The sequence below is a fragment of the Methylocystis sp. genome, assembly GCF_051062815.1.
In the GTDB taxonomy this organism is placed as follows: Bacteria; Pseudomonadota; Alphaproteobacteria; order Rhizobiales; family Beijerinckiaceae; genus Methylocystis.
Map to the genome: position 1 here is coordinate 1 of NZ_JBPFDU010000100.1, position 20,451 is coordinate 20,451.

The window sequence follows — 20,451 nt, forward strand, 5'->3', positions numbered from 1 at the left end:
GTATCTCTGGCAAGGGGACCGAGATACGCTCTTTCGCATCCACGGCACGAATGAGCCATGGACAATCGGGAAGAGCCAATCGTCTGGCTGCATCCGGATGATCAATCAGGACGCGATGGATCTCTACCAAAAAACCGCCGCTGGAACCCGCATCGTCGTTCTTCCCGCCAAAGTGGCGCGCCGGTGAGCCTCTCCGGCTCAGGCCATGCCAGCCAGCCGAATGCGGATGGGATTTCGAGGGCGCGCCTGATGATCGCCCGCTCACAGCTAGAGCGCGGCTCGCGAAAAAATGGAAACCGGTTTTTCGCGTAGAACGCGCTCTAAACTTTGGGCATCGATCAATTTATCTGCATTTGGTCCGCCCAAATGCAGCGTGATCTAGGCGGCTCCTCGCGCAGTCAACTTTCTCGGTACCTGCCTAAGGCGCGCCGGATTTTGGCGCCTCTTGCGCGCCATGGTCATGCTCATGGTCATGCTCCTGCGGCGCCTGCTTCGCCTTTGGTCCAAGCGTTTTGGCGATGATCGGCTCTGTCGTCGAGGTCCAATCCGGACCGGCGGCGACGATCGGGGTCGGCGCGTCGCCCGGAACCATGTGGACAAGCGAATAGCCGCGCTTTTTCAGTTCGCGCAGGAATTCGGGCAGCATCTGCGCGGTGATCGCCTGCGAATCATGGAAGAGCACGATTCCCTTGCGGTTCTTTTCAAGCCGCGACAGCACCAGATCGAGTTCGGCCTTGGGCGTCATATGCGACCAGTCCGAGGCCCACAAATCCGAGCCGAAGATAGTGTAGCCGCGCGACGTGAGGTCGGCGACGAGCGCGGGCGTATCGGCGAAGCCGGGAAAGCGGAAGAAGGGCGCGGCCGTTGCGCCGAGCGCCTTATTCACGGCGGTGATCCCTTTGTCGATGTCGGTCTTGGCGGCGTCCTCGCTCATGAGCCTCAGGGTCTTGTCCGGATGGCTGTAGGAATGGTGAGCGATGGTGTGGCCGTCCGCGGCGGCGCGCTTCACCAGAGCGGGCAGGCTTTCCGCATTCCGGCCGATCAGAAAGAAGGTCACGCGCGCGCATTCCTTGGCGAGCGCGTCGAGCACTTGCGGCGTGGGAGACGCCGGTCCGTCGTCGAACGTCAAAACCACCTCATGATCGCGCAAATCGAGCGTGCGCGGATAGCTTTGCAGGCCGACCGCCGTTCCCTTGGCGCGGTCGATTTCGATGACGCGCGACACGCCAAGCGCGTCGGGTCCGCAGGTCCGTTCCGCGGCGGCGGCCTCGCGCGGCGCGAAAAACACGCTGGCGGCCGATAAAGCCGCCAGCAGCATGAGCGCGAACCGCAGGAGGGGAGCGGCGACGGGCGCTTCAGATCTTTTCAGCAGTAGAAAAATGGCGGTCATGACGGCTTGCCGGTTTGATTTCTCGCGCCCCCGGGTTAAGAGCGCGACCATAATATAGCGCGGGACCGCCTATGCCGCTCGATCATGAAGATACGGCGACCCCCGCCGAGGACTTCCGCGACGGCGGAGAGGCGTCTCTCAGCCGGGAATTCGTTCTGGACGTCGAAGGCGCGATCGCGCTGGGCGACTCGGAGCGAATTCACGAACTCGTCGGCGACCTGCATGAGGCGGACCTTGGCGCTCTGCTGGAGCTGCTGAGCCACGAAGCGCGACCGCGGCTCGTTGAGCTGATGGGCGCGGACTTCGACTTTACGGCCCTGATGGAGGTCGGCGAGGCGACCCGCGAGGAGATCCTCGACGAACTCCCGGTCGAGACCCTCATCGAGGGCGTGCGCGACCTCGAAAGCGACGACGCCGTCGCCATTCTCGAAGGTCTGGAGCCGAAAGAACAGGCGGAGGTCCTCGATGCGCTCCCGGCGCAAGAGAGGATCGTCCTGCGCCGCTCGCTGGACTATCCCGAGGATTCCGCCGGGCGCCTGATGCAGACGACTTTTGTCGCCGCGCCCCCCTTCTGGACGGCGGGGCGCGTGCTCGATTTTTTTCGAGAGTGCGGCGAAGAGAATCTGCCCGAGAACTTCTTCGAAGTTTTCGTCGTCGATCCCGGCTACCGTTTGCTGGGGACCGTTTTCCTCGACGCTCTGGTGCGGGCCAAGCCAAGCGCGCGGCTCGATGAAATCATGCAGGAGGATCGGCGGCGGGTGAATGCGACCGAGGACGGCGCCGAGGCGGCGCGGCTCTTCGAGCGCTATAATCTCGTTTCCGTTCCGGTCGTGGATGAATCCGAACGGCTCGTCGGCGTGTTGACCATCGACGACATCGTCGACGTCATCCAGGAGCAGGCCTCGGACGAAATCCTGGCGCTTGGCGGCGTGAACCCCGAAGAAGAGCTGACCGACGATTTCTGGTGGATCGTTCGGAGCCGCTTCACCTGGCTTTTCATCTATATGATTACCGTTTTCATCACCTCTTCGGTGCTCAAGAGCTTCCAGGCGCAGCTCGAACAGATGGTGGCGCTCGCCGTGCTCGGGCCGATCGTCGCGGGGCAGGGCGGAAGCTCCGCGACCCAGACCATGACGGTCGCGGTGCGGGCGCTCGCGACCAGGGAACTCACCAGCGCCAACGCTCTTCGCATTATTTTCCGCGAATTGGCGATCGGCGCCGTCAATGGCGCGGCCTTCGGCCTGCTGACCGGGATCGTCGCCGCGACCTGGTTTCAAAATGTCGGCCTTGGACCGGTTATCGGTTTGGCGATGTTCACGAATCTGGTCGCCGGCGCGCTCGGTGGCGTTGTGGTGCCGCTCGTTTTCGACCGGCTGAAATTCGACCCCGCGGTCTCTTCGGGGCCCTTTGTGACCACGATCACCGACGTGGTCGGCTACAGCGCGTTCCTTACAATCGCCAGTTTGTGGTTCCATCTGGGCTGAGGCGCGTCGGCGCGTTTACGCTCCGTTACCGCCTGCGGGGATAATTTGGAGAAATGCGCTCGTTGAAATGTTTTTCCCTGCTTTCCTCCGCCCTCGTGTGCGCCGCGATGGCGACGACGCTTGCCGGCTGCGGCAGCACCTATGATCCGAGCTTTTCGCGCCGGCCGCGGTTCCAGACCAGCGCACCGCTGATCAATCCCAAGCGTGACCCGAGCTTTCTCGCCTACGCCGTGCCGGAGACCGATCTCCATAAATTCCCGGCGACGCGCAGCGGCGAATTCGCCGTCCACGGCATCGACGTCTCGAAATATCAGGGCAACATCGACTGGGAGCAGGTCAAGGACGCGGGCGTCTCCTTCGCCTTCATCAAGGCCACGGAAGGCGGCGACCGGGTCGACTCGAAATTCGCCTACAATTGGGCGGCGGCGAAGGCCGCCGGCGTGCCGCGCGGCGCCTATCACTTCGTGTATTGGTGCCGCCGGCCGCATGAAGAGATTGGCAATTTCGCCAGCGTCGTGCCGAATGAGCCCGACGCGCTGCCGCCGGTGCTCGATGTCGAGGCGACGCCGACGTCGGGAACCTGCAAACGCACGCTCTATCGCGAGGAAGTGCTGCGCGACATGAAGGACATGCTCACGCAGATGGAGCGCCATTACGGCAAGAAGCCGATCATCTATTCCTCGGTCGACTTCTATCAGGCGATCCTGCACTCCGACGCTCTGTCCGAATATCCGATTTGGGTCCGCTCGACGAAATATCACCCGAAGGTGCGTTACGGCGACCGCAAATGGACTTTTTGGCAGTATCGCTCGGACGGGCGCGTGCCGGGCATCACCGGCGCGGTGGACCAGAACACGTTCAACGGCTCAGCCGATCACTGGCGAAGCTGGCTCGCGTATCAGACCGGCTTGGCGGCGGCGCCGGTCGCCGCGCAGCCGGCCGACGATCGCGGCGCGAAACAGCTCATCGAGGAAGATCCGGCGATGCTGTCGGGCGGCGAAAGAAACGCCTATGACAAGGCGGCGAGCGCTCCCGTCCCGCCGGCCGCCGTCCAATAGGGGAAGGCCGCAGGGCAAGGGGATCAAGACAAGGGGATCAAGACGGGTTTTGCGACGATCGCGCTTGCAAAACCGTCGCCGGGGTAGCCATGGGGCGAGATTTCGCGTATAGGCGCAACGCCAGTTTCCGCCGCGCGGCGCTCCCGTCCGCGGCCTTCGTTTAGAGAGAGAATAAATGGCCGTTCCGAAAAGAAAAACCTCGCCGATGAAGCGAGGCTTCCGTCGCTCCGCCGACGCCCTCAAGGCGCCGACCTATATCGAGGACAAGGATTCCGGCGAGCTCCGCCGGCCGCATCACGTCGATCTCAAGTCCGGCATGTATCGCGGCCGTCAGGTGCTGAAGCCGAAAGCCGTCGAGGAATAACCGCTCCGACGTGTGAGGAAATGAAAGCGGGCCGCGAGGCTCGCTTTTTTGTTTTTGAACAGTCATAGGGGGTAGGATTTTATCATTTCCCGGCGGTCGGGGATCGCTCCGGCCAAGCGAAGGTCTGGGCGTCTTATGCAAAGGCGTCCTTGCCAGGTAGGATCCCGCGGAGGAAATACCCGTGAATAGCGTTGATATAGCTATAGTAACTTTTTTTGCAACGTTGCTTGCAGGTATATTTGGATTTTCTATTACTCTTCGTCTGAAAGAGAGCTGGCTTGATGGAATATCAAGGGATCAGTTCAAAGCCGTAAGAAACATGATTGCTTCACTGCTTGCAGTATGCCTCGGGTTCTTATTGGTAACGGCAAAAAACAATTTTGATAAGAAAGTTGACGAGGTGAGAACGCAGGCGTCTAAGGTTATTTTATTGCATCGCGTGTTGGATTTGTATGGCGATGAAGCCAACGAAGCGAGAACAAAAATAATAAACGCTTTGCAGGGTCAGATCAATCTATTGCAGGTCGCGAGCGGAAATTACATCGATCAAAAAGAGGCTTTTAAAAAAGCCAAGATCGATTCATTTCGCGAAGCGGTGCTCTCTTTAGAAGACAAAGATCAGAAAAAATCATGGGCGAAGACGACCGCTCTCAGTTTAACGCAAGAAATTACCGGCATAAGATGGAAAATATATAGCGACTTGAACGCCAATATACCGCTGGAGGTGGTCATATTTCTGATCGCTCTGCTCGTGACGGTTTTCTTTAATTTCGGCGTCATCTCGCACCATCACTGGACCGCGGCGCTTGGGCTTATCACGGCGTCCATATGCGTCTCCGGGGCAATCTTTCTGCTGGTGGAGCTCGATCGGCCATTTCAGGGATTTTTCACAGTTCCAACGGACCCTCTGAAATCTGCAGTCGATATTATTAAAACCGGCTAGATATACTGCGATATTTCTTCGTCGCCGTAGGTTTATTTTGTCTTTATCAAACGGGGGCGGCCGCCAGAGCCGCGCCTTTGCCCTCGGGCGGACAGATCTAGCCAGCGTTCATCAACGCCGCTTCTGGGCCGTTGCGAGCAGCGGCAGCAGCAGCGCGCGCGGCGCCGCCGCCGAGCCCCAGACGAACATGCGGTTGACGAGTCCCGGCACGATGACGCGTTTGCCGGCCATCAAGCCCTCATAGCCCTGGCGGGCCACTTCCGCCGCCGGCAGCATCGCCGGCTTCATCGCGCCCATCACGCCCGAGAAATCGAAGCCGGCCCGCGCCTGGAAGCCGGTCTGCACTGGACCGGGACACAGGCAGGCGACCTTCACCCCCAGCGGCTTTAATTCCTGCGACAGCGCTTCGCTGAGCGAGCGCACATAGGCCTTGGTGGCGTAATAGACGGCGAAGCCCGGCCCCGGCATGAAGGCCGCGACCGAGGCGACGTTGAGCACGCCGCCCTTCGCCGCGACGATTGACGGCAGAAAGCGCAAGGTCAGCGCGGTGAGCGCGCGCGTATTCAGATCGACCATCCCGAGCTGCTCGGCGGCGTCGAGGTCGATGGCGCGCCCCATAAGGCCAAATCCCGCGTTGTTCACCAGGAATTGCGGGGCGGCGCTGGCCTCCGCCAGGCGTGCTGACAGAGCGTCTGCGGCGCCCTCGGTTGTGACATCGAGTTCGATGGGGAGCGGGCGGACGGCGCCATTGGCGGCGATTTCGTCGGCCAGCGCCTCCAGCCGCTCGCCGCGACGGGCGACGAGCGCGAGCTCATGGCCATTGGCGGCGAAGACGCGGGCAAGCGCCGCGCCGATGCCGTCGGACGCGCCGGTGACGACCGCGACGGGGCGCGTCACTGGCCGCCATCCTTGCTCGGCGACCAGGGGCCGGTTGGGGTCGGCGCGGCGGCGTCGCGGAACTCGCGGCGCAGCTCGACGCGCTCGCGCGTCGAGACGCCGAGCAATTCGGCGACGCGCCAGACCACATTCTCCTCGAATTCGTGCACCGCGCCGTCGGCATGCGCCATGTCCCAGAGCATGCCGACGATCTGCCGGCGCCCGTCCTCATCGAGTCGGCGCTTCAGCACGCTCGTAAAGCGATAGAGGTCGACGGCGTCGCGCTCGCTCTCCTGCGCGGAGTCGATCAATTCGGCCGCCGCGTCGCCTTGAAGGCCGAAGCGCGCCTCGACGAGCTGATGAATGCGCGCCCTCTCCTTGTCGTCGAATTCGCCGTCGACCGAGGCGATATGGACGAGAAGGGCGGCGGCGGCGAGCTGATAGTCCGCGGCTTCAAAGGCCTTGGGCCGCTCGGCCTCGCCGGTGAGGTCGTTGATGAAGTTTTTGAGAGCTGAGAACATGGGCGGCGAAGCTACCGAGGCGGGAGTTGGGTAGTGATCCGTATAGATCATGGGGAGCGGGAAGGGTAGGCGGGAGGGGTAGCCGATCCCGCCAATCTGCTTATGAGCCGTCTCGGCATCGTTCGTCGTTCAGTATGTGCCAGTAGTATTCTTGCCACGGCGACGATAGATTCTCGCTCGCGCGAGCTCGCGCAACGGCTCGCAGAGCGCCGGCTAAGTCATTGTGAGGGAAGAAATCGAACCTCGAGCGGTTCTCGGGGCCGGTCGAGATATCGACTGCGGCGTCTCGACTGGAACAGCCGCCGCCGGGATGATTGTGGTCAAGCTCAGCGTAAGCGCGCCAAACGCTCCTCGCGGTTGCGATCAGGATGATTTCACTGTCGCCCTTAAAAAGGCGTCGGACTGCAAATCAGGCGTGCAGACCACAGCTGAATGTGTGTTTGATAGGCATCATTCAAGATGAGATTGGCGAGATTGCGCGCCGAGTCGTCCCACGAATAAGTAGGCATTTTTTCTTTTTCGATCGGTTCTCGATTGAGCGTCTCGATTTTGTCGGCGAGGTCGATCGAGTCCAGCAAGTTGAAATAGCGGACATGGTCTCCGCCGGTTTCGTGGAACACGGGCAAATCCGAGGCGATGACCGGAAGTCCGTAATGACCAGCTTCAACGAGCGGGAGGCCAAATCCTTCGATCATTGACGGATAAACCAATGCGCACGCCTGGGTATAGCAGTGATGAAGGTCGGCGTCGCTCGCCTTATCGAGCCATAGGAGGCGTCGCCCAAATTCAGAGTGCCGTGTGATGCGATGTTCGAGAGATTCGCTTTGCCAGCCTGCTCGGCCAATGATGACGTAGCGCGCGTCGATCCCGCGCGACCAAAGACGTTCGAAAGCGTCGAGCGCGATCGGATAGCATTTTCGTGGTTCAAGAGTGCCGACGCTCAGAAAGTAAGGCGTTTCATTTGCAGTGACGGCTTTGGCCTCGGCAGAAACTTGAGCGTTGTTTTCGTCGTCAAAATCCGCGCCCAGTCGCCACCAGCCGATGCGAAGATGCGGCTTGGGGGCGAGGTCTTTGCGGTCGACGTAAGCGATGAAATTCATCGCAGTGCTCTTTGAGACGCATATGATGCGGTCGCTCTTCATTACGATCTGTTCGAACCACGCGTTGAATTCGTCAGTCATTTCGGGGGCGACGCTCAGCGGATGGATCAAGGGGATCAGGTCATGCAGGACCGTTATGAGCTGGCCGCCGACCTCGGCGAGACCCTGAATAAAAGGCAGATGCTCGGAAAGAATGCCCCAGCTTGCGTCGAGGAGCACAAATTTGTCGCCTTCCCTGAACTTGATCGAGCGCGGGAGCGAAGGATGGTCGTAATAGGAAAGAAGTTCACCATTTTCGACGATCACGGGAAGCGCAAATCGATCTCGGATTGATCTCTTTGCTACCTCGCGAACGACGCGCTGAACGCCAGTTTTCCCTCCAAACCGCGATGTTGGCGTGACATCAATGAAGACACGGCCCGATGAAATTGCGGAGAGCGTGTCGTCGGAGGCGAGTTCTGTTGGCAAAAGAGGTCGGTGCTTCGAATTCAAACGGCGTCGGGTTTTCGATCCGTCGTGCAGATGGGCAAGGCCGAGCTGCCGGGTCACCGTCCAATAGAATTCTCTTAATTTGAAGTAGACGAAAGCTGTTACAGGATCGAGCGCATCCGCCATGCGTCTGCGCTTCATTTCGAGGTTCTCTAGCTGAATCTGCGACGCGAGAAAAAGGGCGACCTCGCTTTCATGTTCAATTTGCTGCTCCATCTTGCTCGTCTCCAGAGTGTACGCCGAAAGCGCGGACGCGTGCTTTTGAGCGGTCCAGCGATTGGTTTCAGGGATGTAGATTTGGGCGGCGGATCGGCGTTTCGCCGCAAGTCGCGCGGCTTGATCAATCAGCTGGCGAATGGCGCCGAGCGGGATCAGTCGAGGCGCCGGTCGCTGTTTTTTTGTATCCAGCATCCAACGGCGTACAGAGATCGTTCACCATCAACTTGCATGCGACGTCCCCGAGCCGACGCGCGAAGCCTTCCAATGAGTATCTTTCTTCGTATAGCGCGCGCGTATCGCTCGCCACCGGATCGCTTCGTTCGCTCATGGCGCGACACTTGACCATCGCGGCGGCGAATTCGTTGGCGTCATTCGCAATATAGACGTTGCGAAGCCGTGACGGATCGATCTCCATGCCCCTGAAAGCCTTCGACGTCGCGATGACCGGCAGTCCGCTGGACAGAGCTTCCACGGTCTTGATTGAAAGGCCGTGCCCTTCTCTTGTCGGGAGGAGAATGATAGCTGCGGCGGCGTAGGCGGACTCTATATCGGCGATCCTGCCGCGGAAAAGATTGCGATGTTTTTCATACAACCGCCTGTCACGCCTCTTGACGCCATCGCCGATGTCGCCAAAAATCGAAATCGACATCTCAGGAACATGCGGCACAATATATTTCAGAAACCATCGGACGCTGATGTAGTTGGCGGCGTTGTCGCCGGCGACAAAAATAGCCCGATCGCCGTTGGGGTGGGGAACCACGGAGGCTATCGACGGATAGATCAATTCGTGACGAGACTGAGGCAGCAGCTGGCCGAACGTCGCATACTCTTCCGAATTCAAGTGAATGCATAGGTCGGCGCGCCCGATCCAATCGAGTTCGGTCGCGAGCATGCTGTTGTAGCGAACATGCGGCGGGATGCGAAACCCAGCGCGATTGCGTAGCTCGTACTGCCGCGCCTGAATGTCGTGAGTGTCTAGCACGACGGGAATGCGGCGCCCTTCGCGCATTCTTTCGACGAAGGGCATTACAAAGAAATGGTTGGCGTGGATCAGGTCAATGGCGCCCGTATCGAGCGCTTCGGGCAGAGGCGCGCGCTTCACGAGCTCCACGAGCCAGGTTGCGTGGTCGCCATGGATCAAGGGCCACCAACCGTCCTTCAGGAGCGCTGTCCTGAAGAGGTCCGCGATCGTGGCGGATGATTCATATCTCTCGTCGGCGGCGAGGTCCTGACTATGCAACCTGTAGTTCTTCCAGCGCTCGCCGTGGCCGATCGAGGGTGTGACATCGTCCATAAGCGCAACGGAGAGCACGCGCGCTCCAAGTTTCTTATAGGCCTTTATTTGGCTAGCGATGACCTGGTGCGTTCCGCAGGAATGCCACGCAGGATGCACGACTGCGATGGTTTTTCCCGATAGCGCGGCGCGGCCCGGAGCTGATTGGTGTATCGACATCCCGATGACCCCCTTTGGGTCCTCAAGGTCGGATCGCCTGGAGACATTTATTTGCTCAGTTTGTTTCGTTTTGTTTCGAGTTCAGCTTTGGCCAGCGACACCCTCGCGATCAGGCCGCCGCCGGTCCGCTCATCCAATGTGAGGCGTCCGCCGTGAGCTTCCACGATCCCGCGGGCGATCGCCAAGCCCAGCCCGAAGCCCTCGTTTGCGTTCGACGACGCGTCGACGTCTCCTCGCTCGAAGGGTTCCAGCATCAAATCCCTTTTTTCCTGGGGGATTCCCGGACCCCTGTCGGCGATCTCGACGACCGCTGCGTCATCGCTTTCCAGCAGCCGGATTTCAGGGCTCTCCCCGTATTTCACCGCGTTGTCTATAAGATTGGAGAACGCGCGTTCGAGATTGTCCGGACTGCCCAGAACGTTGACGTGATCGATTCCGTCGTAGCGCGCATGGGCGCCCACATCGACGAACTGATCGACAACCGCTTGCAACAGGCTCGCCAGATCCAGCGCCACGACTTCCTGCTGGAAACCGCCGCGCAGGTAGTCCAGGCAGCCGCCGACCATCGCCTCCATCTGGTCGAGGTCCCGCAGCAGTTTCGCTTTCGTTTCGCTGCTTTCAATGTATTCGGCGCGCAGACGCATGCGCGTGATTGGGGTCCGAAGATCGTGGCTGACCGACGTCAACATCCGCGTTCGCTGAGAGGCCATCTCGGCGATACGACGCTGCATGCGATTGAAGGCCCGCGTCGCCTTGCGGACCTCTTCGGGTCCTGTCTCCGCGAGCTGTGCCGGAACACTGTCGAGTCCGAAGGATTCGACGGCGTTCACGAAATTCGTCAGGGGACGCGTAAGCGACAGCGCGGCCCATAAGGAGAAGACGAACAAACTAATCGCGACGAAGCCGACGGGAATCATCGCGAACCCAGGAAATCGGGGAGACCGGGTCGGAGCGTCGAGCAGGAATTGCTGCCCGTCGTGCAACGACCCACTAAATCGCTTGTCGCCGTCGCGGGCTTCGATCTCGACTCCGGAGGGAAGGCGAGACCGGAAATAAACTGGCTGCCCCCCGGTGCGCGGGGCGACTCCCGGCTCTGAGAGCGCGACGTGAAATCCCGGAAGGTTTGCGTTAAAGGCTGTTGCGATGGCTGGCCTTTCCGCTGCGGAAGCGGCGTCCAACGCCGTCAAAGTCGCCACGACAATGGAGGCGCTCAGGTCGCGAGGGTGACCGGGAGCGGGTTCTGACAGGAAAAGGATCGTCGTCACCGCCGCGTGGAACAGGCCGACGCATAGGAGGAGGAGGAGTCCCAGCTGCACATTGATGTTTCGGAGCGCAGACGTTTTCAATGAACGCTGACTTTCGCCGTGAACGTGTAGCCCATCGAGCGGATCGTCTGAATGAGCGTCGGGTCTCGCGGGTCATTCTCGATCTTTTGACGAAGCCGGCTGATCAGGATGTCCACGCTCCGCTCAGTCGTGGACGACGCCTTCAGATCGTCGCGCGAGAATATTTTTCCGGGATTACGGCAGAGCGTCAGCAACAGGTCGAATTCCGCGCTGGTCAGAATCACCCTTACGCCGGTCGGGCCGAACAGGCGCCGTGTGGAAGAGTCCAGGAGGAATCCAGCAAACCTATAGGCGCTCATTTTCTGGGACGGCTCAAGATCCGGGGCGGTCCGCCGCAGGACGGCCCCGATACGCGCGAGCAGTTCACGCGGAACGAAGGGTTTGACCAGATAATCGTCGGCCCCGAGTTCGATGCCGAGTATCCGGTCCGTTTCCTCGCCGCGCGCGGTCAGCATGATCAATGGGGGGCTTCCCGAGTTCCGCAAGCGCATGCAGATGGAAAATCCATCCTCGTCGGGAAGGTTGATGTCGAGCACGATGAGATCGACCTGCGCGTTCGCGAGGACCTCGTCCATCTGTCTGCCGTCACGGGCAAGCATCACTTCAAACCCGTTGTCGCTGAGATATTTCGATAAGAGCGATCGAATATCCTCGTCGTCCTCTACAATGAGGATCCATCGCCTATCGGCCACGCTTGATGCGGGTTCGTTCAAGGTCGGGAGTTCATCCACTCGCGGCTCCGAGCCAGCGGCGAGTTCCAAACCCAGGGTTCCGCACAGCTGTGTCGAGATTTTGGCGCGTTTGTTTCGTTTTGTCGCGTGCAAGGCAGCCTATTACAGCCTCCAGTCGAACGCCATCCCGCCACCTCACGACCGGAGGCAGTCCGAATTCGAACGAACGCTGGCGTCGCTCAACGAGCCGGCTTCAAAAGTAACTTCAGGATAGAACCGTAGCAAAAAATCTCGGTAATGATGAAGTACATATAAGATAACGCCTCGCGGCAAAGCACCTCGCCATTCAGTGCTGCTTCCACAGCGATAGTGCGACGAGAGATCTATCACGCCCTGTTGCCGGCCGGTCATCGCAGCAAACGAAAACCTATCAGGATCGGGCATTGATGCATTTCTTAAGACCTCCGTTCGAGACAATTCGTGAAAGAAGTTTGCTGTGTTTGCGGTGATGTCTTCCATGCGTAACGTAACGATTCGTGAGTCGTCGTATTTCCACGCGATCATGTCGTATAAAGGACCGTTCGTCTCTGGCTGAAAGTGACTCGATTCCAGAAATGACAAGGTCAAGGCCATGCCGACGTCTTTGTCGACTTCACTTAAAACATTCCTCTGACGCGCCAGGAAGTCCCATCCATCAATCGGATGTGTTCGGAGGTGGGAGTAGTATGCGGAGACGACGACGCTCAGGGGATTTCTTATAACATGCATGCATTGCATGTTCGCAGAGATATGGTTGCTTATGCCAGAATAGTCAGCATTCAGCGCGACAATGACATCATTGCTGGAGTTTAGCGCCATTTCCATAGTATATCCTGACTCTGGGCATTGGCGTCCCCACGGGATCGCGATGTATTTCAAATTATTCTCGCGGCAAATATCCGCAACTATCGATGTTATCCAGGTAGATGCGCACTTGTGGTGCGTAAATAATGCAAGTTTTTGGCCTTTGTTTAGCAAATAACGAATGCGATTGGCGATATTAAAAGCGTTTATCACTTTACTCTCTGATGCCTAGCAGAACAGCTTGAGTGCTCACGGCTTGGCCGGGCAGGTGGACGCCCGAATGTTACGCACAGGAGTGTCGAGATTCCGGCTAGCCAGTTTCATTTTGTTTCTGACAACCGGGCGTATCTGTATTTCGTAAGATAAATCACAGGTTTAATTTGGGCCCTGACTTGCCGAGATGGAGCTCGCCCGCCACTCGCCGGCCGGCTGCAATCTCGCGGTTGGCGCTTGTGAAGCCATTCATCTGCAGAGAAGCGTTGGCTCACGACAGCCGCCGATCTTCTTCAATCGCCTACGCGATTGAGGGAGACGATTTCGCTTGATAATAGTCAGGTAAGCGACCTTGGGGAGGTGTGTGTTGAAAGCGCCGATCGAGCGGCCGCATTGGAGGAAACTCTCGGCAGCAAGGTGTCTTGTATGTTAGCACATAAAGAAATCTTTATATCTTTATTGCCTTTCTCGGCCGCCCCTGCTATAGGCTGGCTCCGAGCCGCTGGGCTGGACCAGCGGCGGGAATTCGGTTGAGCCGTTCGCTTGGCGTTTCGTTCCATTGGCGTTTCGTTCCATTGGCGCGTCATTCCATGCAGGCCGCAGGCCTGTCCGGGAATCCAGCGCCGACGTAGAAATGCCGGCGTTGCTGTGGATTGCCGATCGCTTCGCTCGCCGAGGGGTCGCCAAAGGAAGGTTTTGCTCGGATTCGCCATCGCTTCGCCTAGGCGAAGCGTCGGGAATGACAGCCGCGACCGAGCGCGCACGAGAAACAGAAGGATTTCGCATGACCGCACATCACTTTAACGATTTCGCCGTCACCGACCTTTCGCTGGCCGAATGGGGCCGCAAGGAGATCGCCATCGCCGAGACGGAAATGCCGGGCCTGATGGCGACCCGCGCCGAATATGGCCCGTCGCAGCCGCTCAAAGGCGCGCGCGTCGCGGGTTCGCTCCATATGACCATCCAGACGGCGGTGCTGATCGAGACGCTGAAGGCGCTCGGCGCCGACGTGCGCTGGGCCTCCTGCAACATCTATTCGACGCAGGACCACGCCGCCGCCGCCATCGCCGCGACCGGCACCCCGGTCTTCGCCAAAAAGGGCGAGAGCCTCGAAGATTATTGGGATTACACCCACAAGATCTTCGAATGGGGCGATGGCGGCTGCCCGAACATGATCCTCGACGACGGCGGCGACGCCACGCTGCTCATTCATCTGGGCCTGCGCGCGGAGCAGGGCGACGTCGCCTTCCTCGAAACCGCCTCCAATGAAGAAGAAGAGGTCCTCTACGCCTCGATCAAGAAGCGCCTGAAGGCCAATCCGGGCTTCTACAAGCGCAACGCCGAGGCGATCAAGGGCGTCACCGAAGAGACGACGACGGGCGTGCATCGCCTTTATGTCATGCACAAGGAGGGTAAGCTCCTCTGGCCGGCGATCAACGTCAACGACTCGGTGACGAAGTCGAAATTCGACAATCTCTATGGCTGCCGCGAGTCGCTCGTCGATGGCGTGCGCCGCGCCACCGACGTGATGATGGCCGGCAAGGTCGCCGTCATCGCCGGTTATGGCGACGTGGGCAAAGGCTCGGCCGCTTCGCTGCGGAACGCCGGTTGCCGCGTGCTCGTCACCGAAATCGACCCGATCTGCGCCCTGCAGGCGGCGATGGAAGGTTATGAAGTCACGACGATGGAAGACGCCGCGCCGCGCGGCGACATCTTCTGCACGGCGACCGGCAATGTCGACGTCATCACCGTCGACCATATGCGCGCCATGAAGGACCGCGCCATCGTCTGCAACATCGGCCATTTCGACTCGGAGATTCAGGTCGCCGGCCTGAAGAACCTGAAATGGCACAATGTGAAGCCGCAGGTCGACGAGATCGAGTTCGCGGACGGCAAGCGCATCCTGCTGCTCGCCGAAGGCCGCCTCGTGAACCTCGGCTGCGCGACGGGCCACCCGTCTTTCGTGATGTCGGCGTCCTTCACCAATCAGACGCTGGCGCAGATCGAATTGTGGACCAAGCAGGGCCAATATCCGGTCGGCGTCTACACGCTGCCCAAGCACCTCGACGAGAAGGTCGCCTCGCTGCATCTCGACAAGATCGGCGTGAAGCTGACGCAGATGACCGATGAGCAGGCCAAATATCTGAACCTGCCGAAGAACGGCCCGTTCAAGCCGGACCATTACCGCTACTGACGCGGTTCAGGTTTTCGCCGATTTGTGGCCTCGCTCCTTGCCCGGAGCGAGGCCGTCTTTTGAGAGCCTGCGAGCAGGGCGATCGGTTGAAGGCTGGGCATTGCGCATCCTTCCCCTGGACGGAGGCCCGCGAAGCGGGGGTCGGACGGGTAAAAATTTGCTCAAGGGCGCGATGCGCCCGCCGACCTCCCCGCAAGGGAGAGGTATTTCGCGCCAAACGCTGGGGAGCGAAGTTCGCCCGAATGCCCGGACATTCGCTCTCATTCGCTCTTCAACGATTCCGTTTTGGGCAATTGCGCTTTAGATTGGGGTTGATTCGTGTGCGGCGCGACAGGCGACGGACGGAGCCCTCCGTCTTCCTGTGGTTGGAGCCCATCCGCGTCCTGCGCTCGGCAGGCTGCGTCCGCGTTCTACAAGAACCGTTTACGGCGTTGTTGTGATGCGCACCCGCAATTGACCGTGGAGACCGGCTTTCATGACGCGCCAATTCGATCGCTTGCAAGCGGAGTCGTCCTCGCAATGACGAGACGGCGGCGCGCGATCAACCACTTTGGCGCTCCTCCCTTTGCCGGCGCTTCCCTCGGGTCTTTGCTTTTATGGCTCGAGGCGACGCCGGCGCGGGCGGCTGGCTTCCTCGATGATCTGGCGATCGATCCGCAGATCGTCAGCTTCGCCTTTAGCGGCGGACTGGCGATTTTCGCCGCGGCCATCGTCACGACGCATGTGCGCGAACGCGCCGCCTGGCGTCGTCGCGAAGCCGCCTTGAGACTCGAATTCGACGACGCTCGCGCCCAGCTGGGGCGGGCGAAAACCTTCCTCGCATCCGAGCCGCAGATCTTCGTCGCCTGGACGGCGCCCGACGCCGAGCCCGATATCCATTCTTCGTCTCTGATCATGACCGGGGCTGTCGCCGCGCCGCGCCGCATATTGAGCTTTGACGCCTGGCTTGCGCCCAAGGACGCTCAGGCGCTCGAAAGCGCCGTCGACCGTCTGCGCAAGAGCGGCGAAAGCTTCCGCTTGGCGCTTGCCGGCGTCGCCGGTCGGCATTTTGACGCCGACGGCCGAGCGGTTGGCGGCAGCGTCGTGTTGCGCATCCGTGAAGTCTCCGGCGACCGATTGGAGCTTATCGGCCTTCGCGAGCGCTACGCGGCGGCGCAATCGGAACTCTCCGGTCTGCGCGCGATGCTCCAGGCGCTGCCCGCGCCATTTTGGATACGCGACGACGCAGGCGAACTCGTTTTCGTCAACGACGCTTATGCGCAGGCGGTCGAAGCGAAGAACCCCGAGGACGCGCTCGCCCGCAAACTGGAGTTGCTCGACCAGTCGGCGCGTAGCGCCGCCGAGGACGCGCGCGCCAAGAACAGCGTCTGGCGCGAGCGCGTGAACGCCGTCGTCGCGGGCGCGCGCCATCGGCTCGACGTCACACAGGCCTCCGCCTCGGGCGCCGCCGCCGCCATCGCGATCGATCGTCATGAGGTCGAGACGGTGCGCGCCGATCTTGAACAGCAGATGCAATCGCATGTGCGCACGCTCGATCAGCTGCCGACGGCGGTCGCGAGCTTCGATCGCGCGCGGCGCCTGATTTACAGCAACGACGCTTACGCCAAGCTGTGGCAGCTCGACCCGAGGTTCCTCGAACAACGGCCGACCGACGGACAGATTCTCGACCGTCTACGCGCCGAGCAGCGCGTGCCCGTCGAGTCGGACTACAGGGCATGGAAGGAGCGGCTGTTCGAAGCCTATCGCTCGCCGGAGCCCATACGTCACACGTGGCATTTGCCGGATGGCCGCATCATCGACGTCGTCGCGCATCCCAATCCCAAAGGCGGCGTCACCTATCTTTATGACGACGCCACCAAGGCTTACGATCTCCAGACGCGCTTCAACGCGCTTGCCCGCATGCAGAGCGAAACGCTCGAGACGCTGCACGAAGGCGTGGCGGTTTTCGGTTCCGACGGGCGTTTGAAGTTCAGCAATCCCGCCTTCGCCCGTCTGTGGCGGCTCGATCCCGAGCAGCTCACGAATCGGCCGCGCTTCGACGCGCTCGCCGCGAGATGTCGCGCGCTCCACGCCACGGAGGAGACATGGGCGGCGTTGCAAGGCTTCGTCACCGGCCTCAATGAAATGCGCGAAGGCTTCACCCGGCGCATCGAGCGCAGCGACGGCGTCGTCTTGGACTGTACGGCGCAATCACTGCTCGACGGCGCGGCGCTCCTCACCTTCGTCGACGTTTCCGCCGACGTGAATGTCGAGCGCGCATTGACGGACCGCAACAAGGCGCTGCTCGCCGCCGAAAAGCTGCGCAATGACTTCATCCATCACGTCAGTTATGAGCTACGCTCGCCGCTCAACAACATCAACGGCTTCGTGCATCTCCTCGGAGAGGACTCGACCGGCCCGCTCAATCCGCGCCAGCGCGAATATCTTGGTTATGTCAACAAATCCTCCGCGGCGCTGCTCGCCATCGTCGACGATATTCTCGATCTGGCGACTATCGACGAAGACGCGCTGGAGCTTGAAATTTCCGAGGTCGACGTCGAGGCGACGATGCGCGCGGCGATCGAAGGCGTACAGGATCGGCTCGCCGAAAATTCGATCGACGTGCAGATCGTCGCCATGGACGGTGTTGGAAGGTTCCGCGGCGACGCCAAACGCGTGCGCCAGATCCTATTCAACCTTCTTTCGAACGCCATCGGATTTTCGCGTCCGGGACAGACGGTGACGCTTGCCGTGTTGCGGCGCGAGACCGAAATCGTCTTCAAAGTCACCGATCGCGGCCGCGGCATTTCGCCGGAAATTCTCGAACGCATCTTCGATCGCTTTGAGTCGCACACCGCCGGTTCCCGCCACCGCGGCGTCGGGCTCGGCCTTTCCATCGTGCGCGCCTTGATGGAGCTTCATGGCGGCAGGGTTTTGATTGATTCCGCCCCTGGCGAAGGCACGACCGTAACCTGCATCTTTCCGGCGCATGCCGCGCATGAAGAGGCGCGTCTCCTCGCCGCGAGCGCTGGAGGCGCCGAATGAGTGAGGAGTCGGCGCCGAAAGTGGTCTGGCGCCTCGATGTCGCCAGCGAAGCCGAGACGATCGAACTGGCGCAAGAACTTTCGACGCTCGTTCGCATCGGCGACGCCGTCATGCTTTCGGGCGATCTCGGCGCCGGCAAGACCACATTCGCGCGCGCGATGATCCGCGCTTTGGTCAAAGACCCGCGGCTTGAGGCGCCAAGCCCGACCTTCACGCTAATGCAAGTCTACGAGGGCGCAGGCAATCGCGTCGTCCACGCCGACTTCTATCGGCTGGAGAACACTGGGGAGCTTGAGGGATTAGGCTGGGAGGAGGCGACCGACGACGCGATCGTGCTCGTCGAATGGGCCGAACGTGCGCGCGAAGCGCTCTCGCCAGATCGTCTCGAAGTGCGACTGAGTTTCGTCGATGGCGACAATCGCGAGGCGCGTCGGCTCACCATTTCCGGCTATGGCGGCTTCGTGTCGCGCCTCGCGTTCTTCAAGGCGCTGCGCGAACTTCTGCGCAAGGCGGGCTGGGCCCACGCCATGCGCCGCTTCCTGCAGGGCGACGCTTCGACGCGCGCTTATGAGCGGCTCGAAAAGGAAAATGGACAGCGCGCGATTCTGATGATCTCGCCGGCGCGGCCGGACGGACCGCCGATCCGCTATGGCAAATCCTACAGCACGATCGCGCGCCTTGCTGAAAATGTCGTTCCTTTCGTCGCCATATCTCAGGGACTGCGCGGCCTGGGACTCTCGGCTCCGGAAGTCTACGCCAAGGATATCGACGCCGGCCTGCTGATCATCGAGGACCTTGGCGGCGAGGGCGTCGTCGACGCGAGCGGCCCGATCGTCGAGCGCTATCTCGTAGCGGCGGGCGCGCTCGCCTATCTTCACGCGCAGCGCCTGCCGGATACGATCGCGGTCGAAGGCGGCGGCGATTACCGCATCCCGCCCTATGACCTCGACGCCTTGCTGATCGAAGTGGAGTTGCTCGTCGACTGGTATCTCACGCGCCAGAAGGCGTCGGTCTCGTCCGGAGCCAAGGCCATCTTTCTCAATCTTTGGCGCCAGGCGCTTGTCGATGTCGCGAGCGCCGCGCCGACATGGACTCTGAGGGACTATCACTCTCCCAATCTTTTGTGGCTCGCGCAGCGGAATGGGCTGGCGCGGATCGGCGTCCTCGATTTCCAGGACTGTGTGCTCGGGCATGCCGCCTATGACGTCGCTTCGCTGGGGCAGGACGCCCGCGTCGATGTGCCCGACGATTTGGAGTTGAAGCTCCTCGCTCATTACGCCAAACTGCGGCGCGACGCCGACTCCGCGTTCGACATGGCCGCTTTCGCCAAGGCTTATGCTATCCTGGCGGCGCAGCGCGCGACAAAGATCCTGGGGATTTTCGCGCGGCTGGATCAGCGCGACGGCAAGCCGCAATATCTCGCGCATCTGCCGCGCGTTGAATCCTATCTCAAAAAGAGCCTCCGCCATCCGGCGCTGGCCGACGTCAGGGCGTGGTATGAGGCCAACATCCCCGGCTTGTTTCGCGACGCCTGAGAGAGCTCTCGCGCCCGCCCCGAGCGTCGCCATGGTGTTCGCCGCCGGACTTGGCGCGCGCATGCGGCCGATCACCGAGAAGACGCCAAAGCCGCTTGTTTCCGTCGCTGGCCGCACCCTGCTTGACCGCGCGCTCGATGAATTCGAAAACGCTGGCGTCGAACTGGCCATCGTCAACGTCCATCATCTCGCCGATCAGATCGAAACGCATCTCGCGAGCCGCGCCCGTCCGCGCATCGTGATTTCGAACGAGCGCGCGCTGCTGCTGGATCAAGGCGGCGGGATCAAGAAAGCGCTTCCCCTGATCGGTGACGATCCTTTTTTTGTCTGCAACACCGACGCGTTCTGGATCGACGCGGCGCGCTCCAACATTCTTGCGCTCGCCGAAGCCTTCGACCCCGACGTGATGGACGCGGCGCTGCTGCTCGCGCCGACATCGGGAAGCGTCGGAGTCGACTGGGGCGGCGATTTCGATCTGGACGCTGAAGGGCGCATTATTCGCCGCGATGGCCAGAAACCTTTTGTGTATACCGGCGTGGGCGTCATGAAGCCGCAGCTCTTCGCCGGCGTCGCGGATGACGTCTTCAAGCTCGCGCCCTTCTTCTTCGAAGCCGCGCGCAAGGGACGGCTCTATGGCGTCGTCTCCAGCGGTCTTTGGCTTCACGTCGGCACGGTCGCGGCCATCGCGGAAGCCGAGCGTGCGATCGCCATGCGCCGGAGCTGAGCGC

Annotated in this window: 17 protein-coding genes; 9 read left to right on the forward strand and 8 right to left on the reverse strand. The window is 60.8% G+C overall.

All coding sequences use genetic code 11. The features are described from left to right. On the forward strand, window positions 1–187 hold a 187-nt coding region (locus tag ACR65W_RS20975; RefSeq protein ID WP_434503106.1), incomplete at its 5' end, for a L,D-transpeptidase. A 231-nt stretch (window positions 188–418) separates the two neighbouring features. On the opposite strand, the gene ACR65W_RS20980 is transcribed toward ACR65W_RS20975, so the two are convergent. Beyond that, complete coding sequence (locus ACR65W_RS20980; protein WP_434498083.1) at window positions 419–1,390, reverse strand: polysaccharide deacetylase family protein; 972 nt, start codon at window positions 1,388–1,390, stop codon at window positions 419–421. A gap of 71 nt (window positions 1,391–1,461) precedes the next feature. Between ACR65W_RS20980 and mgtE the strand changes: the two genes are divergently transcribed. The 4 genes from mgtE to ACR65W_RS21000 all read left to right on the forward strand — a co-directional run bounded on the left by mgtE (window position 1,462) and on the right by ACR65W_RS21000 (window position 5,239). Continuing rightward, window positions 1,462–2,874 carry a magnesium transporter gene (mgtE, locus tag ACR65W_RS20985; RefSeq protein ID WP_434498084.1) on the forward strand — a complete coding sequence of 471 codons (1,413 nt, stop codon included), beginning with the start codon at window positions 1,462–1,464 and terminating at the stop codon, window positions 2,872–2,874. Between the two features lie 53 nt (window positions 2,875–2,927). Next, on the forward strand, window positions 2,928–3,932 hold the full coding sequence (locus ACR65W_RS20990; RefSeq protein ID WP_434498085.1) for a glycoside hydrolase family 25 protein: 1,005 nt from the start codon (window positions 2,928–2,930) through the stop codon (window positions 3,930–3,932). Window positions 3,933–4,107: 175 nt separating this feature from the next. Further along, window positions 4,108–4,296, forward strand: coding sequence for a 50S ribosomal protein L32 (gene rpmF, locus ACR65W_RS20995; protein WP_196401297.1), 189 nt, complete (start codon window positions 4,108–4,110; stop codon window positions 4,294–4,296). A 181-nt stretch (window positions 4,297–4,477) separates the two neighbouring features. Then, entirely contained in the window at window positions 4,478–5,239 is a 762-nt protein-coding gene (locus tag ACR65W_RS21000) for a hypothetical protein (protein WP_434498086.1), read from the forward strand. A 111-nt stretch (window positions 5,240–5,350) separates the two neighbouring features. Here the strand turns inward: ACR65W_RS21000 and ACR65W_RS21005 are convergent, their stop codons facing one another. The 7 genes from ACR65W_RS21005 to ACR65W_RS21035 form a co-directional block, all read right to left on the reverse strand. Continuing rightward, a complete protein-coding gene (locus ACR65W_RS21005; protein WP_434498087.1) occupies window positions 5,351–6,136 on the reverse strand; it encodes an SDR family NAD(P)-dependent oxidoreductase in 786 nt (261 codons plus the stop codon). Then, the gene (locus ACR65W_RS21010) at window positions 6,133–6,636 is read right to left on the reverse strand and encodes a TerB family tellurite resistance protein (protein ID WP_196401303.1); all 504 of its coding nucleotides are present in this window, start codon (window positions 6,634–6,636) and stop codon (window positions 6,133–6,135) included. The genes ACR65W_RS21005 and ACR65W_RS21010 overlap by 4 nt, the downstream gene beginning before the upstream one ends. A gap of 386 nt (window positions 6,637–7,022) precedes the next feature. Next, window positions 7,023–8,441 carry a glycosyltransferase family 4 protein gene (locus ACR65W_RS21015; RefSeq protein ID WP_434498088.1) on the reverse strand — a complete coding sequence of 473 codons (1,419 nt, stop codon included), beginning with the start codon at window positions 8,439–8,441 and terminating at the stop codon, window positions 7,023–7,025. A gap of 124 nt (window positions 8,442–8,565) precedes the next feature. Next, window positions 8,566–9,756 (reverse strand): glycosyltransferase, encoded by a 1,191-nt coding sequence (locus ACR65W_RS21020; RefSeq protein WP_434498089.1) that lies wholly within the window; start codon window positions 9,754–9,756, stop codon window positions 8,566–8,568. Between the two features lie 188 nt (window positions 9,757–9,944). Continuing rightward, window positions 9,945–10,628, reverse strand: coding sequence for a sensor histidine kinase (locus ACR65W_RS21025; protein ID WP_434503108.1), 684 nt, complete (start codon window positions 10,626–10,628; stop codon window positions 9,945–9,947). A gap of 611 nt (window positions 10,629–11,239) precedes the next feature. Continuing rightward, window positions 11,240–11,974 (reverse strand): response regulator, encoded by a 735-nt coding sequence (locus ACR65W_RS21030; protein ID WP_434498091.1) that lies wholly within the window; start codon window positions 11,972–11,974, stop codon window positions 11,240–11,242. A 135-nt stretch (window positions 11,975–12,109) separates the two neighbouring features. After that, on the reverse strand, window positions 12,110–12,970 hold the full coding sequence (locus ACR65W_RS21035) for a hypothetical protein (RefSeq protein WP_434498092.1): 861 nt from the start codon (window positions 12,968–12,970) through the stop codon (window positions 12,110–12,112). Between the two features lie 784 nt (window positions 12,971–13,754). Between ACR65W_RS21035 and ahcY the strand changes: the two genes are divergently transcribed. The 4 genes from ahcY (at window position 13,755) to ACR65W_RS21055 (ending at window position 20,447) form a co-directional block, all read left to right on the forward strand. Next, the gene (gene ahcY / locus ACR65W_RS21040) at window positions 13,755–15,164 is read left to right on the forward strand and encodes an adenosylhomocysteinase (protein WP_175093215.1); all 1,410 of its coding nucleotides are present in this window, start codon (window positions 13,755–13,757) and stop codon (window positions 15,162–15,164) included. A gap of 519 nt (window positions 15,165–15,683) precedes the next feature. Next, the gene (locus ACR65W_RS21045; RefSeq protein WP_434498093.1) at window positions 15,684–18,188 is read left to right on the forward strand and encodes an ATP-binding protein; all 2,505 of its coding nucleotides are present in this window, start codon (window positions 15,684–15,686) and stop codon (window positions 18,186–18,188) included. Next, on the forward strand, window positions 18,185–19,723 hold the full coding sequence (gene tsaE, locus ACR65W_RS21050; protein ID WP_434498094.1) for a tRNA (adenosine(37)-N6)-threonylcarbamoyltransferase complex ATPase subunit type 1 TsaE: 1,539 nt from the start codon (window positions 18,185–18,187) through the stop codon (window positions 19,721–19,723). The genes ACR65W_RS21045 and tsaE overlap by 4 nt, the downstream gene beginning before the upstream one ends. Window positions 19,724–19,754: 31 nt before the next feature. After that, window positions 19,755–20,447 (forward strand): nucleotidyltransferase family protein, encoded by a 693-nt coding sequence (locus tag ACR65W_RS21055; RefSeq protein WP_434498095.1) that lies wholly within the window; start codon window positions 19,755–19,757, stop codon window positions 20,445–20,447. Window positions 20,448–20,451: the final 4 nt, after the last annotated feature.

Coding starts and splice junctions, on each gene's coding strand:
- ACR65W_RS20980 (WP_434498083.1), bottom strand. CDS start 1,390: ATGACCGCCATTTTTCTACTGCTGAAAAGATCTGAAGCGCCCGTCGCC.
- mgtE (WP_434498084.1), top strand. CDS start 1,462: ATGCCGCTCGATCATGAAGATACGGCGACCCCCGCCGAGGACTTCCGC.
- ACR65W_RS20990 (WP_434498085.1), top strand. CDS start 2,928: ATGCGCTCGTTGAAATGTTTTTCCCTGCTTTCCTCCGCCCTCGTGTGC.
- rpmF (WP_196401297.1), top strand. CDS start 4,108: ATGGCCGTTCCGAAAAGAAAAACCTCGCCGATGAAGCGAGGCTTCCGT.
- ACR65W_RS21010 (WP_196401303.1), bottom strand. CDS start 6,636: ATGTTCTCAGCTCTCAAAAACTTCATCAACGACCTCACCGGCGAGGCC.
- ACR65W_RS21015 (WP_434498088.1), bottom strand. CDS start 8,441: ATGGAGCAGCAAATTGAACATGAAAGCGAGGTCGCCCTTTTTCTCGCG.
- ACR65W_RS21025 (WP_434503108.1), bottom strand. CDS start 10,628: ATGCAGCGTCGTATCGCCGAGATGGCCTCTCAGCGAACGCGGATGTTG.
- ahcY (WP_175093215.1), top strand. CDS start 13,755: ATGACCGCACATCACTTTAACGATTTCGCCGTCACCGACCTTTCGCTG.
- ACR65W_RS21045 (WP_434498093.1), top strand. CDS start 15,684: ATGACGAGACGGCGGCGCGCGATCAACCACTTTGGCGCTCCTCCCTTT.
- tsaE (WP_434498094.1), top strand. CDS start 18,185: ATGAGTGAGGAGTCGGCGCCGAAAGTGGTCTGGCGCCTCGATGTCGCC.
- ACR65W_RS21055 (WP_434498095.1), top strand. CDS start 19,755: ATGGTGTTCGCCGCCGGACTTGGCGCGCGCATGCGGCCGATCACCGAG.